Source organism: Bacillus sp. SIMBA_074 (genome assembly GCF_046534555.1).
In the GTDB taxonomy this organism is placed as follows: Bacteria; Bacillota; Bacilli; order Bacillales; family Bacillaceae_G; genus Bacillus_A; species Bacillus_A mycoides.
Genome location: NZ_JAWRYM010000005.1, coordinates 136,666 through 150,893, shown reverse-complemented (window position 1 = coordinate 150,893; position 14,228 = coordinate 136,666). Strand labels below are relative to the sequence as shown.

Below are 14,228 nucleotides of genomic sequence, written 5' to 3'. Positions count from 1 at the left end.
AAGAAGTTAGGCGGGAGTCGGGCTGCCCGTAAAAGCCCGATTGGTGAGGGCTGATAATCAGTGGGGGATGAACAAAACCCCCACTGATTAAAGTTTCACTTTATGGAACAAACTTGTTTTTTAGATGGTCTATTATGTGTACGTATAAAAACAGGTTTTCAAATAGGATACAGTGTATTGAATTTACTACTTGTTTTCAGTATTGAAAATTTGAAAGGAATGATGATTTTGAAAAACAAGAGGATGTTAAAAATAGGTTTATGTGTTGGTATATTAGGTTTAAGTCTTACAAGCCTAGAAGCTTTTACAGGAGGGGCATTGCAAGTTGAAGCGAAAGAAAAGACCGGACCAGTTAAACATAAAAATCATGCGACGTATAAAGAATTCTCTCAACTTGAGAAAAGATTTGATGCTCGATTAGGTGTGTATGCTATTGATACTGGTACAAATCGAACAATTGCTTATCGACCTAACGAAAGATTTGCCTTTGCATCAACCTACAAGGCATTAGCGGCAGGAGTATTGCTACAGCAAAACTCAACTGAGAAATTAAATGAAGTTATCACTTATACGAAAGACGACTTAGTGGAATATTCACCCATTACAGAGAAACATGTAGATACAGGCATGAAACTTGGGGAAATTGCAGAGGCGGCTGTTCGTTCCAGTGATAATACCGCCGGGAACATTTTATTTAATAAAATAGGCGGACCTAAAGGATATGAAAAAGCACTTAGACAGATGGGTGATCGGGTTACTATGGCTGATCGCTTTGAGCCAGAGTTAAACGAAGCTACTCCAGGAGACATTCGTGACACTAGTACAGCGAAAGCCATTGCTACCAATCTTAAGGCTTTTACGGTCGGAAATGCACTTCCAGCTGATAAACGTAAAATTCTTACAGAGTGGATGAAAGGAAATGCTACAGGAGACAAACTTATTCGTTCAGGTGTACCAACTGACTGGGTAGTTGGAGATAAATCAGGAGCTGGAAGTTATGGGACACGAAATGATATTGCTATCGTTTGGCCGCCGAACAGGGCACCTATTATCATTGCAATCTTATCTAGTAAAGATGAGAAAGAAGCTACCTATGATAATAAATTAATTGCAGATGCAGCTGAAGTTGTAATCAATGCTCTTAAGTGATAATCTTTCAGTTTTTTCATTTCTTTATATAATATTATTAAAAGTATAAAATTAGAAAACGATTCTTTTTCGTGTGAAAAGAATCGTTTTTTTGTATTCTTATAATTCAAAGGGTAAAAGTAAGAATATAATGAAAATACATTACGTATCCGGAATGAAAATTTCATGTACTGAATTATTTTATTAACATAAACAATATCAAAAAAGTATAATATAATTCAGTTAACATATATAAATGTTTTATGAAAATAAAAAGGAGAAACTATGAAAAAAAATATTAATAGAGTCATTTTGATTGTTAGTACAATAGTTGGTATTATTATATTTTCATATTTGCAGAACAATTTAATAAGTGTAAATGAAGTTAATATAGCATCTAGCAAAATTCCTTCCTCTTTTAAAGGATTTAAAATCCTCCAACTTTCAGATTTACATAATAAAAAATTTGGTGAAAACCAAAATGTTTTAATTAAAAAAGTAAAAAACTTGAACCCTGATATCATTGTTATTACCGGTGATTTAATTGACAGTAAATCATATAATGCAGAAATTAGTTTGCAAGTAATACGAGAACTTGTGACGGAGTATCCAGTATATTTTGTGACAGGAAATCATGAACAGTGGTCAGGGAAATATAACAGTTTAGAGAAAGAATTGAAGAAATACCATGTTACAGTTTTAAGAAATGAGCATGTAAGTATTCAAAAAGAGGGGCAAGAAATAAACTTGCTAGGTATTGATGATCCAGAATTTACTAGTGGAAATCGTGATGAAGAACATATTGTTAAAAATGAGATTAGGAAAGCTAAAGATGGAATGAATTCAGACGGTTTTAAGATATTACTATCTCATAGGCCTGAATTTTTAGAAGCATATGCTGATGAGCAAGTAGATTTAGTGTTATCGGGTCATGCACATGGGGGACAAGTTCGGTTACCTTTTATCGGGGGATTAGTTGCTCCTAATCAAGGAATACTGCCCAAATATACAGCGGGTTTATATGAACAACAAAATACGTCTATGATAGTTAGTAGAGGATTAGGCAATAGTATCATTCCGCAAAGAGTTTTTAATAGACCTGAGATTGTAGTCGTGCAGTTAAATTAATCTGTACGGCTTTTTTGTTCAGGAGAATAATTTAAAGGTAGTTTTTCTTGAGTACAAGTTTCCATTACAATTTTGTTAAAATTTTTCAACGTTACATAAAGTAACAAAATTTGACCTATTGAGTTTGTTATAGTGTAAATAATCAAAAAACTTAAAAATTAGTCGAGTTAAAATAGTTATTATTAAGCAATATTAAAAATATAAAGGGGTGTACAAATGCATAAAGAATTTGAAATTGAAGAATATACGGCGATTGAGGAGCAAATTCATTATTATAGTAGGTCTTTATTAGTAAGTCATCCTGAGCAAATTGTAAAGTATTTAGAAAAACGGTTGGAAAAGTATGCAGAAACGTTACAATATGCACATTTATATCCGGAAACGGTTATATTACCAATACAGCAAATAGTTATCGAATATTCATTAGATGTTGCTAGAATTAGAAGGTATTTAAATTTAAAAACATAACAAAAATCGAATAATTCACAATGAAACAGAGTCGACTTTAAGAAAAGATATTCTAATGTCGACTCTGTTTCATTGATTTAGTAAATAACAGAAAAAATATATGTTTGAAAAGTTTGACATATAATAATTCGAGAGTAAAATAAAAGTGAGTACTCACTCATTTTAAAGAAAAGGGGGATTTTTAGTGCAGCAACCTTCAATTATTTTACGAGATGTATCAAAAAGTTTTGGGAAAAAAGAAGTTTTGCATAACCTTTCGCTGCAAGTAGAAAAAGCAGAAATTTTTGGCTTGGTTGGACCTTCCGGATCGGGGAAAACAACACTCATTAAAATGATTGCAGGTATTAATGAGTCAACTACAGGGGATGTAATTGTTTTTAATACAAACATGCCTAATCTAAATGAAATGAAAAGAATTGGTTATATGGCTCAGGCTGATGCATTATACGAAGAACTATCGGCATATGAAAATGCAGATTTTATTGCAACGATGTATGGGTTAAAAGGTAAGCGTAAGAAAGAGAGAATCGTAGAAGTTTTTGAACTTGTGCAATTATCAGAGCATATGAAAAAGCAAGTACAGCATTTTTCAGGTGGAATGAAAAAACGTTTATCATTGGCGATAGCACTCCTTCATGAACCAGAAATATTAATTTTAGATGAGCCAACAGTTGGGATAGATCCTCTACTTCGAAAATCGATTTGGGAGAAGTTTTATGACCTTAAAAAGAAAGGAACAACTATTATTGTAACAACACACATTATGGATGAAGCTGAGTTTTGCGAACGTCTAGGGCTAATTAGAGAAGGGAATTTAGTTGCGATTGGCACACCGGAGGAATTGAAAAAACAAACATCTTCTGGACGAATTGAAGATGTCTTTATGTTAGAAGGAGTGATTGAATCATGAGAGTTAATGGTGTAGTCATCCGTATCATTCGTCAATTTTTTCGAGATAAGCGTTCGTTAGCAATGATGTTTGGGGCACCAATGTTATTACTTTGGTTATTATCGCTAATATTTACACAAAAAGAATATATACCGCATATTGCTGTAGTCGATGTACCTGCTCCTATAGTAAAAGCAATGAAAAATCAAGAAGCATCAATTTATGAATATAGTAAAGACAAAGCAATTTCGGAATTAGAAAAGCAAAAGGTAGATGCAGTAATTCATTTAGAAAATGGAAAAATGAATCTTCTATTAGAAGGCAGTGATTCATCAAAAAACCGTGCGGTACTTCAAGTATTGCAAAAGAGTACAGAGAAGAATAATGTATCAATGATGAAGCCTGAAGTGGATTATTTACATGGCTCTAAAGACATTACGATGTTCGATGGGCTTGGTCCCGTATTAATTGGTTTCTTTACATTTTTCTTTGTATTTATATTGTCCGGAGTATCTTTTGTAAGAGAACGTTTAAGTGGTACATTAGAGAGATTATTGTCCACACCAGTGAGAAGATGGGAAATAGTTTTAGGATATATTATTGGTTTTGGAATCTTTGCATTTATACAATCTATTATAATTGTAAGTTTTTCAGTTTATATTTTAGATTTATATGTAGCTGGCTCAATATGGCTAACGCTACTTATAACATGTATGCTTTCTTTAACTGCACTAACATTAGGCACATTTTTATCGGCATACGCAAATAATGAATTTCAAATGATTCAATTTATACCGCTTGTTATCGTGCCACAAGTCTTCTTTTCTGGGTTGTTTCCAATGGAATCCATGAATACATGGTTACAAATGTTAGGTAAATTATTTCCACTCACATATGGTGCTGACGCTATGAGACAAGTAATGATTCGGAATCAAGGGTTTACAGAGATTGCATTAGATCTTACTGTATTACTACTTTTTTCACTATTATTTGCAGTAGGAAATGTATTTGCATTAAAGAAACATCGAAAAATATAATGATGATAAAAAGGAGCACAATAAATGAAGAAGGATTGGCTGGAAGAATTAGTTGCCGCAACGAATACTGATAAACGTAATGAACGTCAAATGCGTATATTAGAGGCAGCTGTTGATATGTTTGGAGAAAAAGGGTACGCCTCAACTTCAACGAGTGAAATTGCAAAGCGTGCGGGTGTAGCGGAAGGAACAATCTTCCGCTACTATAAAACGAAAAAAGATTTATTGTTTGCAGTCGTAATGCCGACTTTAACAAAGTTCGCTGCGCCATTTTTCATACAAGCTTTTGCAAAAGAAATATTTAAAAAGGATTATAAATCGTATGAAGGACTTTTAAGAGTAGTAATTCATAATAGGTTTGAATTTGCCAAAAAGCACTTTCCAATGATAAAAATACTAATTCAAGAAGTACCATTTCAGCCGGAACTAAAAAGTGAAATACAACAATTAGTAGAAACAGAACTGCTTTCACATTTTAAAAAGTTAATTGTAAAGTTTCAAGAAGAAGGGGAAATTATTGAAATGCCACCATCTTCCGTATTACGTCTTACTTTATCAGCTGTACTAGGATTTCTCTTAACGAGGTTTTTATTATTGCCTGAAGAGAAATGGGATGATGAAGTGGAAATTGAAAATACGATTCAATTTATATTATATGGATTAACACCAAGAACTTCGCTATAACAACATTTGTGTTTTTGATTTTCGTATTTGTAAATATATAATTTAAGAAAATTAATCGTAAGTAAAGATAAGGTGATATATGAATTAAATATATTAACGTATATTAATAACTAATTATACATATTACTTGTAAGCAAATAATAAATCGCCTTTAAAAAGGCGATTTATATTCATTATATACTTTTAATACATAAGTACTTGTTTACTAAAAAAATGCTCTGAATTAGCGTGTTTCTTTGTCTCTTCTTCTAAGACCTAATAATCCTGCTAGTCCTAATAAACCGAGCCAAGCCCAATTATTATTTTTATCGCGATTATCATTTAAATCATTTGTTGTATTTACATTTCGAGTTCTCACATCATTATTAACTCGATTCATGTTATTGTCATTAACTCGAGTTGAAGTGTCAGTATTATTAACCCGATTCATGTTATTTCCATCGTATTCAGCATGGGCAGTTGTACCTAAAAACATAATAGTTAGTGCTAATACACTTAAAATAGATGATAATTTCTTCTTCATAGTTTTCCCCTCCTTTCTTATGTATTAATTTCTCCAGTAGTTTTGTACATTATTCGGTTCACAGTATCTAAATCATAAAGTTAAAATTATGAGAAATATCTTTAATCTCCATTATTAAAAGTACAGGTAAATACAACGAAGCGGTTAACAAAAGTTAACCGCTTATGCCATGTTATGCTTGATCAGATTGAAGAACATGTAAAGGAGGAGGAATAATCCAACCTTTTTTCTTATTTAATCGTAGTAAAGTGGCACCTACTTGTGCTTTTTTCATATGGAATTGTCCAAACATCATTCCTACGTCTTCTCGAAGTGATTGTCCCATCGCTTGGCTACATGCTACTAGTCCAGCAGCAAGATCCATAGAAACTTTAGCTGCAATTTCTGCGTCATTAATACGAGCACCAGGAGGGATTGTTTCAATAGATGCAACTGGACGTTCTGGAGGTGCTGGTGGTAATGCCACCCCGTTTGATTTCAACAAGTTTTTTAGTTCTTCAACTTCTGATTGGATATCATTTTCTATAAGATTTTCTAAAAACTTTTTTAAGTCCTCGTCTCCAGTATGATTGACAAGAACTTGGTAACCAGCAATTGCACCTTGTGCGCCTGCAAGATAACTCCAAATTGCAAAGACTTCTCCGTAATGCATTGGTTCATTTTGGGGATTACCACTTAATACTCCCATTTTAATATGCCTCCTTAAACTGAATGGATTTTTTAAAATATTTTTTACCAAAGAAAAAATGCTTCTGAAAATGTTCCGTAATAAAGAAATTAGGTTTCTAAAATGCATTTGGAACACCCTAACTACAAGTAATACTTTCTCAGTCTATAATGTACAAATATAAAGAATATATTCCAAATAACTTGGGATTAAAATTCGTATTAAGACTTATTTTAATTTAAATGTAAAGAGGAGAGGAAAGACTCTGTAAATATGCTAGTAAAGATGGATTGTGTTTAGACAAAAAAGTGTTAACAAGGTTGTACAAGAACTTGTTAATACATATACGAAATAGATTTGAATTGCAGTTGATATAGCATTAAATTTATAGTTATTATAAAAATAATCAATATAAACAGACTTTGCTTAAGATACTAATATCAGTACAATTTAGATTGTATGGATTGATACCATGGAGGTAATGAAATGCGGCAATTTGCAAAACCAACAATTGTTGTAAGTAAATGTTTAGAATTTGATGCCTGTCGTTATAATGGAGAGATGATACCAGATGTAACAATTCGAAACTTGCAGCCATTTGTTACATTTATACCTGTATGTCCTGAAGTAGAAATTGGTTTAGGGACTCCTCGTGAAACGATACGTATTGTAGAAAAAAATGGTGCGAATAGGCTTGTACAACCGTCAATACGAGAAGATGTAACTGAAAAAATGAATGAATTTTCAAATGCATTTTTACAAACATTACCTGAAGTTGACGGTTTTATTTTGAAGAATCGTTCGCCAAGTTGCGGAACTCGTGATGTGAAAATCTATTCTCGTTTTGAAAAAGGGCCAGTAAAAGGAAAAGGAACTGGATTATTTGGCGGAGCAGTAATAAAAAAATTTTCGCATCTTCCAATTGAAGAAGAAGGTAGATTGTCGAATTTTATTATTAGAGAGCATTTCTTTACAAGATTGTTTACAATCGCGCATTACAAAATGATTAAACATACTAAAAACATAAAAGAACTCGTAGCGTTTCAATCAGATTATAAGTATTTATTTATGGCATATAATCAGGTGAAACAAAAAGAATTAGGGCGTATTATTGCAAATCAAAAAAATGAAACAATGGAAGTCGTATTTGATAACTATGAGAAGAATTTATATGAATTATTTATGCGCGCGCCTCGCTATACATCGAATGTAAATGTATGTGAGCACATTTTCGGATATTTTAAAACAAAGCTAAAAAAACAAGAAAAAGATCATTTTCTAGAACTGATACAAAAATATGCAGAAAAGAAAATACCACTTAGTAGTTTGCTTACAATTTTAAAATCATGGGCCATTCGATTTGATGAAAAGTATTTATTAAGACAAACATATTTTGAGCCATACCCTGAAGGGTTAGTAGAAATTTCTGATTCGGGAAAAGGTAGAGATTATTAAACAATAAATTACATAATTCGACACAAAACCTCCTATGATGTTGTAGAACAATGTAGGAATTTTTTTGTGCATTAGTACAGAATCTGTTTTAAAATTAAGTTATGACAGAATTATAGCAATTGTCTAACTAATATTCATGTCTTTTAAGAAGTAATGTTTGTAGTAGAAACTCGCACGCTGTCGAAACTCAATATTCGATAAGGGGTGTGTAGCGGAATGGAATTTACTCTAACTCGCGAAAAACAAATGATTAAAGAAATGGTACGTGACTTTGCTGAAAAGGAAATCGCACCGAAAGCTGTATATTATGACAAAACTGCGGAATTTCCATATGAAACATTTCAAAAAATGGGCGAACTAGGATTATTAGGTATCCCATTCCCGGAAGAGTATGGAGGTTCAGGTGGCGATACGTTATCGTACGCGTTAGCTGTTGAAGAAATTGGTCGTGCTTGTGGTGGAACAGGTTTAAGCTATGCTGCAACAATTTCATTAGGTGCTTCTCCAATTTATTATTTCGGTACAGAAGAACAAAAACAGAAATTTTTAGTTCCAATGGCGTCAGGTAAAACGTTAGGTGCTTTCGGATTAACGGAGCCAAATGCTGGATCTGATGCAGGGGGCACACAAACGAAAGCAATTTTAGATGGCGATGAATATGTTATTAGTGGTGAAAAGTGCTGGATTACAAACGCAGAGTATGCAAATACAATTATTGTAACCGCTATCAACGGTTTTGAAGACAATGGTAAAAAACGTATTTCTGCATTTATCGTACCGACTACTAGTGAAGGATTAACGATTTCAAGCCCTTACGATAAGATGGGTGTTCGTGCTTCTAATACTTGTGAAATCGTACTTGATGGTGTACGTGTACCGAAAGAAAATATTCTTGGTGATGTAAATAAAGGATTTAAACAATTCTTATATACACTTGATGGAGGACGTATTTCAATTGCAGCATTAGCAGTAGGTATTGCACAATCTGCATTTGAGCGTGCATTGCAATATGCGAAAGAACGTCAACAATTTGGAAAACCGATTTCTAATTTCCAAGCGATTCAATTTAAATTGGCTGATATGGCGACTGAAGTAGAATTAGCGCGTAATTTAGTACATAAAGCAGCTTGGTTAAAAGATAACGATAAACCTTTCGGTAAAGAAGCGGCTATGGCAAAGTTGTTTGCATCTGAAGCTGCAAGTCGTATAGCAAATCATGCAGTACAAATTCATGGTGGATATGGCTATATGCGTGAATATGAAGTTGAACGATATATTCGTGATGCAAAACTTTTAGAAATTGGTGAAGGAACTTCTGAAATTCAACGTCTCGTAATTGCAAGACATTTAGGATGTAGATAAAAAGGAGGGGTCACTATGTTTCAAAAAATATTAATTGCTAATCGCGGGGAAATCGCAGTTCGCATTATGAAAACTTGTCAAAAACTTGGCATTCGTACCGTTGCTATTTATTCTGAGGCTGATGAAAATGCCCTTCATGTAAAATTGGCAAATGAAGCTTACTTAGTAGGCGGTCCACGTGTCCAAGAAAGCTATTTAAACCTTGAAAAAATTATTGAAATAGCTAAGAAGACAAATGCTGAAGCAATCCATCCGGGGTACGGATTATTATCAGAGAATCCATCTTTTCCGATTCGCTGTAAAGAAGAAGGAATCGTATTTATCGGTCCTTCAGAAGAAATCATTACTAAGATGGGAAGTAAAATTGAGTCACGTATAGCGATGCAAGAAGCAGATGTGCCAGTAGTTCCAGGCATTACTACAAATATTGAAACTGCTGAAGAAGCAATTGAAATTGCGAAACAAATTGGTTATCCATTAATGCTTAAGGCATCCGCGGGCGGCGGAGGCATTGGAATGCAGTTGATGGAAACTGAGCAAACGCTCACCAAAGCATTTGAAAGTAATAAAACAAGAGCGCAAAATTTCTTTGGTAACGGAGAAATGTATTTAGAGCGCTATATAGCAGATGCACATCATATTGAAATTCAGCTTTTAGCAGATACACATGGTAATACAGTGTATTTATGGGAACGCGAATGTTCAGTGCAGCGCCGAAATCAAAAAGTAATTGAAGAAGCACCTTCACCATTTTTAGATGAGGGTACACGAAAGGCTATGGGAGAAGTTGCTGTACAAGCTGCTAAAGCACTTGGTTATACAAATGCAGGTACAGTTGAGTTTCTTGTAGATGATCAAAAGAACTTTTATTTCTTAGAAATGAATACGAGATTACAAGTAGAACATCCAGTTACAGAAGAAATTACTGGGTTAGACTTAGTTGAACAACAATTACTTATCGCATATGGTGAGAAGCTATCATTTACACAGGATGATGTAAAACGTAGTGGTCATGCCATTGAGGCTCGTATTTATGCAGAAGATCCGAAAACATTCTTCCCATCACCTGGGAAAATTACAGATTTAACGTTACCGACGAATATACGTATTGATCACTTTTTGGAGAATCAAGTAACGATTACACCTTTCTATGATCCAATGATTGCGAAAGTAATCGCACATGGTGAAACTCGTGAAGAAGCGATTTCAAAATTAAAAATTGCTCTAGAAGAGTTAAAAGTAGAAGGTATTAAAACAAACACACCAATGTTACTGCAAGTACTCGGAGACGATGTGTTCAAAAGTGGTATTTATACAACAGGTTTTGTAACGAAACAACTTGTTAAAAAATAAGAGTTATGAATATTAAGGGGGAAAAAATGATGACGAAAGTATATGCATCGATGGCAGGAAATATTTGGAAAATTGTTGTAGGAGTAGGAGATACAGTAGAGGAAGAGCAGGATGTCGTCATTTTGGAATCTATGAAAATGGAAATTCCAATCGTTTCAGAAGAAGCCGGAACTGTTATGAAAATTAACGTACAAGAAGGCGATTTTGTAAATGAAGGAGATGTATTACTAGAAATTGAATAGGGAGATATAGGGGGAAGCGAATTGAAACTACCTAATTTTGCTGTCATTAAAGAAGTCGGGCCACGTGATGGCTTACAGAATGAAAAAAAGATTGTTGGCACAAAAGATAAAGTAAAATGGATTCAACTACTTACAGAAGCGGGATTGTCGTACGTTGAAGTTTCCTCATTCGTTCACCCTAAATGGGTTCCTGCATTAGCAGATGCAAGTGATGTATTTTCTGAGCTAAAAAGGGATCCAAATGTTACATATGCAGCGCTTGTTCCAAATCAAAATGGTTTGGAACGAGCTTTTTTGCAAAATGTAGATGAGGTGAATGTTTTTTTATCAGCAAGTGAATCTCACAATAAAAGTAATATTAATAAATCTATTAAAGAAGCATTAGCTGTAATTGAAGATATAACAAAACAGGCAATGTTCGAAGGGAAAAAGGTAAGGGGCTATGTTTCTACTGTATTTGGATGTCCTTATGAAGGCGATATAAGTGCTACAGCAGTTGACGAAATATGTAATCAACTATTTGCATACGGCATTTATGAAGTTTCTCTCGGTGACACGATTGGTGTAGCGAATCCATTACAAGTAGAACAAGTATTAGAACATCTATTAAAGAAGTATGATGCTTCGCAGTTTGCAATGCATTTTCATAATACGTATGGAATGGCTCTGGCGAATGTAGTTAAGTCTTTAGAATATGGTATTACAACGTTTGATAGTTCTTGTGGTGGACTCGGAGGATGTCCTTATGCACCAGGAGCATCGGGTAATGTTGCTACTGATGACTTAGTGCATATGCTCCATAAGCTGGGAGTCCAAACTAATATTGATGAAGAAAAGTTATTGAGAGCTAGTCAGTTTATTCAAAGTAAGTTAAATATCCAATTACCGAGTCATGTGTATAGAGCGCTTCAACATAAAACGATAAGTAGGTGAGAAGATGCTACAATTACAAAACATTTCAGTTGACTATGTTACACCGCACGTTGTAAAGATTTCGTTAAATCGTGAAAGACAAGCAAACTCATTATCTTTGGCATTATTAGAAGAATTACAAACTATATTAACTCAAATAAACGAAGAATCAAATACGCGCGTTGTTATTTTAACAGGGGATGGCGAAAAAGCATTTTGCGCTGGTGCTGATCTAAAAGAGCGTGCCAACATGAGTGAAGAACAAGTTCGCCATGCTGTTGGTATGATTCGTTCTACTATGGAGATGGTGGAACAATTACCACAACCAGTTATTGCTGCTATTAATGGAATCGCACTTGGTGGAGGTACTGAATTAAGCTTAGCTTGTGATTTTAGAATTGCTTCTGACACTGCAAGTCTAGGTCTTACTGAAACTTCTCTTGCAATTATACCTGGAGCAGGTGGTACTCAGCGTTTACCGAGATTAATTGGAGTCGGTAGAGCGAAAGAATTAATTTATACAGGAAGACGTATTTCGGCGCAAGAAGCGAAAGAATATGGTTTAGTAGAATTCGTAGTACCAGCTGATTTACTAGAAGAGAAAGCAATTGAAATTGCAGATCGAATTGCTAAAAATGGTCCAATTGCTGTTCGATTAGCAAAAGAAGCAATTTCAAATGGTATTCAAGTAGATTTACATACCGGATTACAAATGGAAAAACAGGCGTATGAGGGCGTAATCCATACGAAAGATAGATTAGAAGGATTACAGGCATTCAAGGAAAAACGCAAACCAATGTATAAGGGGGAGTAAATATGTTAGATCAAAAACAACAATCTAATTCATTTGAAGAACGAGTTGAAACAATTAAGCAAGGCGGGGCAACGAAATATCATGAACAAAACAAAGCAAAAGGAAAACTTTTTGTTCGAGATCGTTTAGCTCTTTTATTCGATAATGGTGAATATGTGGAAGATGCATTATTTGCAAATTGTGAACAAACCGGGTTACCAGCTGACGGCGTTGTAACTGCAACTGGTAAAATACATGGTCGTACTGCTTGCGTAATGGCAAATGATTCAACTGTTAAGGCTGGATCATGGGGAGCACGTACAGTTGAAAAGATTTTACGTATTCAAGAAACGGCTGAGAAATTACGTGTGCCGTTATTTTATTTAGTTGACTCCGCTGGGGCACGTATTACAGATCAAGTTGAAATGTTCCCTGGACGCCGCGGTGCGGGAAGAATTTTTTATAACCAAGTGAAATTATCTGGAAAAGTGCCACAAATTTGTTTATTATTTGGACCTTCAGCAGCTGGTGGTGCATATATTCCAGCATTTTGTGACGTTGTTATGATGGTTGAAGGAAATGCTTCTATGTATTTAGGGTCTCCGCGTATGGCTGAAATGGTTATCGGTGAGAAGGTAACTTTGGAAGAAATGGGCGGAGCACGTATGCATTGCTCAGTATCAGGATGCGGAGATGTTTTATGTAAAACAGAAGAAGATGCAATTACGCAAGCGAGACAATATATTTCTTATTTTCCAAGTAACTATTTAGAAAAGACTCCTTTGATTACACCTCAAGAACCGAAACAGTTCGATAAAACGTTAGAAGAAATCATTCCAGAAAATCAAAATGCTCCTTTCAATATGAAAGATCTCATTAACAGAATTATTGATGAAGGTTCTTTTTTTGAAGTGAAAAAATTATTTGCTCAAGAACTAATTACAGGTTTAGCGCGTATTGATGGTAAGCCAATTGGCATTATTGCAAATCAGCCGCGTATGAAGGGCGGCGTTTTATTCCACGATTCAGCTGATAAAGCAGCGAAGTTTATAAATTTATGCGATGCATACCATATCCCATTATTATTCCTTGCAGATGTACCTGGATTTATGATTGGTACAAAAGTAGAACGTGCCGGAATTATTCGTCACGGTGCAAAAATGATCTCTGCAATGAGTGAAGCAACTGTACCGAAAATTTCTATCGTCGTTCGAAAAGCATATGGAGCTGGCTTATATGCAATGGCAGGTCCAGCGTTTGAACCAGATTGCTGCTTAGCGTTACCAACAGCTTCTATTGCAGTAATGGGTCCAGAAGCAGCGGTCAATGCTGTATATGCAAATAAGATTGCAGCTTTACCAGAAGAAGAGCGTGCAAGCTTTATTGCTGAAAAACGAGAAGAGTATAAGAAAGATATTGATATTTACCGTTTAGCATCTGAGATGGTGATTGATGGTATTGTTCATCCAAACAATTTACGTGAAGAGTTAAAAGGACGATTCGAAATGTATATGAGTAAATATCAAGTATTCACGGATCGTAAACATCCTGTATATCCAGTTTAAAAGCCCTATTTAGGGCTTTCTT

15 protein-coding genes are annotated in these 14,228 nt (G+C 34.5%); 13 read left to right on the top strand and 2 right to left on the bottom strand.

Features of this window, described 5'->3' with window-relative positions:
• The first annotated feature begins 222 nt into the window (after positions 1 to 222).
• From bla to SB773_RS08915, 6 genes are all read left to right on the top strand, one after another.
• Positions 223 to 1,149: a class A beta-lactamase Bla1 gene (bla, locus tag SB773_RS08940; protein WP_410589655.1), complete on the top strand. Its 927-nt coding sequence runs from the start codon at positions 223 to 225 to the stop codon at positions 1,147 to 1,149.
• 264 nt (positions 1,150 to 1,413) lie between these two features.
• On the top strand, positions 1,414 to 2,256 hold the full coding sequence (locus tag SB773_RS08935) for a metallophosphoesterase (protein ID WP_215577101.1): 843 nt from the start codon (positions 1,414 to 1,416) through the stop codon (positions 2,254 to 2,256).
• A gap of 216 nt (positions 2,257 to 2,472) precedes the next feature.
• Positions 2,473 to 2,724: a hypothetical protein gene (locus tag SB773_RS08930; protein ID WP_410589585.1), complete on the top strand. Its 252-nt coding sequence runs from the start codon at positions 2,473 to 2,475 to the stop codon at positions 2,722 to 2,724.
• Between the two features lie 184 nt (positions 2,725 to 2,908).
• Positions 2,909 to 3,634 (top strand): ABC transporter ATP-binding protein, encoded by a 726-nt coding sequence (locus tag SB773_RS08925; RefSeq protein WP_002032219.1) that lies wholly within the window; start codon positions 2,909 to 2,911, stop codon positions 3,632 to 3,634.
• The gene (locus SB773_RS08920; protein ID WP_410589582.1) at positions 3,631 to 4,650 is read left to right on the top strand and encodes an ABC transporter permease; all 1,020 of its coding nucleotides are present in this window, start codon (positions 3,631 to 3,633) and stop codon (positions 4,648 to 4,650) included. Before SB773_RS08925 ends, SB773_RS08920 begins: the two co-directional genes overlap by 4 nt.
• 24 nt (positions 4,651 to 4,674) lie before the next feature.
• Positions 4,675 to 5,334 carry a TetR/AcrR family transcriptional regulator gene (locus tag SB773_RS08915; RefSeq protein ID WP_131246211.1) on the top strand — a complete coding sequence of 220 codons (660 nt, stop codon included), beginning with the start codon at positions 4,675 to 4,677 and terminating at the stop codon, positions 5,332 to 5,334.
• Between the two features lie 223 nt (positions 5,335 to 5,557).
• Here SB773_RS08915 and SB773_RS08910 read toward each other — a convergent pair whose 3' ends face one another.
• A complete protein-coding gene (locus SB773_RS08910; RefSeq protein ID WP_060751691.1) occupies positions 5,558 to 5,857 on the bottom strand; it encodes a WGxxGxxG family protein in 300 nt (99 codons plus the stop codon).
• A gap of 172 nt (positions 5,858 to 6,029) precedes the next feature.
• A complete protein-coding gene (locus SB773_RS08905; protein ID WP_410589580.1) occupies positions 6,030 to 6,545 on the bottom strand; it encodes a DUF3231 family protein in 516 nt (171 codons plus the stop codon).
• Positions 6,546 to 7,010: 465 nt separating this feature from the next.
• Between SB773_RS08905 and SB773_RS08900 the strand changes: the two genes are divergently transcribed.
• The 7 genes from SB773_RS08900 to SB773_RS08870 all read left to right on the top strand — a co-directional run bounded on the left by SB773_RS08900 (position 7,011) and on the right by SB773_RS08870 (position 14,206).
• Positions 7,011 to 7,979 carry a YbgA family protein gene (locus SB773_RS08900; protein ID WP_410589578.1) on the top strand — a complete coding sequence of 323 codons (969 nt, stop codon included), beginning with the start codon at positions 7,011 to 7,013 and terminating at the stop codon, positions 7,977 to 7,979.
• 216 nt (positions 7,980 to 8,195) lie between these two features.
• Positions 8,196 to 9,341: an acyl-CoA dehydrogenase gene (locus SB773_RS08895; protein ID WP_002032227.1), complete on the top strand. Its 1,146-nt coding sequence runs from the start codon at positions 8,196 to 8,198 to the stop codon at positions 9,339 to 9,341.
• A 15-nt stretch (positions 9,342 to 9,356) separates the two neighbouring features.
• Positions 9,357 to 10,694 (top strand): acetyl-CoA carboxylase biotin carboxylase subunit, encoded by a 1,338-nt coding sequence (locus SB773_RS08890; protein ID WP_044440840.1) that lies wholly within the window; start codon positions 9,357 to 9,359, stop codon positions 10,692 to 10,694.
• Positions 10,695 to 10,720: 26 nt separating this feature from the next.
• Positions 10,721 to 10,936, top strand: a complete 216-nt coding sequence (locus tag SB773_RS08885; protein ID WP_113735019.1) for an acetyl-CoA carboxylase biotin carboxyl carrier protein subunit — start codon at positions 10,721 to 10,723, stop codon at positions 10,934 to 10,936.
• A 21-nt stretch (positions 10,937 to 10,957) separates the two neighbouring features.
• Complete coding sequence (gene mvaB / locus SB773_RS08880) at positions 10,958 to 11,869, top strand: hydroxymethylglutaryl-CoA lyase (RefSeq protein ID WP_410589575.1); 912 nt, start codon at positions 10,958 to 10,960, stop codon at positions 11,867 to 11,869.
• A gap of 4 nt (positions 11,870 to 11,873) precedes the next feature.
• Positions 11,874 to 12,662 (top strand): enoyl-CoA hydratase, encoded by a 789-nt coding sequence (locus SB773_RS08875; RefSeq protein ID WP_002017012.1) that lies wholly within the window; start codon positions 11,874 to 11,876, stop codon positions 12,660 to 12,662.
• Between the two features lie 2 nt (positions 12,663 to 12,664).
• The gene (locus SB773_RS08870; protein ID WP_107888194.1) at positions 12,665 to 14,206 is read left to right on the top strand and encodes an acyl-CoA carboxylase subunit beta; all 1,542 of its coding nucleotides are present in this window, start codon (positions 12,665 to 12,667) and stop codon (positions 14,204 to 14,206) included.
• Positions 14,207 to 14,228 lie beyond the last annotated feature (22 nt).

Excerpts from the sequence above, each read along its gene's own strand:
- SB773_RS08935 (WP_215577101.1), top strand. The coding sequence starts at position 1,414 with ATGAAAAAAAATATTAATAGAGTCATTTTGATTGTTAGTACAATAGTT.
- SB773_RS08885 (WP_113735019.1), top strand. The coding sequence starts at position 10,721 with ATGATGACGAAAGTATATGCATCGATGGCAGGAAATATTTGGAAAATT.
- SB773_RS08905 (WP_410589580.1), bottom strand. The coding sequence starts at position 6,545 with ATGGGAGTATTAAGTGGTAATCCCCAAAATGAACCAATGCATTACGGA.
- bla (WP_410589655.1), top strand. The coding sequence starts at position 223 with ATGATTTTGAAAAACAAGAGGATGTTAAAAATAGGTTTATGTGTTGGT.
- SB773_RS08875 (WP_002017012.1), top strand. The coding sequence starts at position 11,874 with ATGCTACAATTACAAAACATTTCAGTTGACTATGTTACACCGCACGTT.
- SB773_RS08890 (WP_044440840.1), top strand. The coding sequence starts at position 9,357 with ATGTTTCAAAAAATATTAATTGCTAATCGCGGGGAAATCGCAGTTCGC.
- SB773_RS08870 (WP_107888194.1), top strand. The coding sequence starts at position 12,665 with ATGTTAGATCAAAAACAACAATCTAATTCATTTGAAGAACGAGTTGAA.
- SB773_RS08900 (WP_410589578.1), top strand. The coding sequence starts at position 7,011 with ATGCGGCAATTTGCAAAACCAACAATTGTTGTAAGTAAATGTTTAGAA.
- SB773_RS08920 (WP_410589582.1), top strand. The coding sequence starts at position 3,631 with ATGAGAGTTAATGGTGTAGTCATCCGTATCATTCGTCAATTTTTTCGA.
- SB773_RS08930 (WP_410589585.1), top strand. The coding sequence starts at position 2,473 with ATGCATAAAGAATTTGAAATTGAAGAATATACGGCGATTGAGGAGCAA.
- SB773_RS08895 (WP_002032227.1), top strand. The coding sequence starts at position 8,196 with ATGGAATTTACTCTAACTCGCGAAAAACAAATGATTAAAGAAATGGTA.
- SB773_RS08910 (WP_060751691.1), bottom strand. The coding sequence starts at position 5,857 with ATGAAGAAGAAATTATCATCTATTTTAAGTGTATTAGCACTAACTATT.
- SB773_RS08915 (WP_131246211.1), top strand. The coding sequence starts at position 4,675 with ATGAAGAAGGATTGGCTGGAAGAATTAGTTGCCGCAACGAATACTGAT.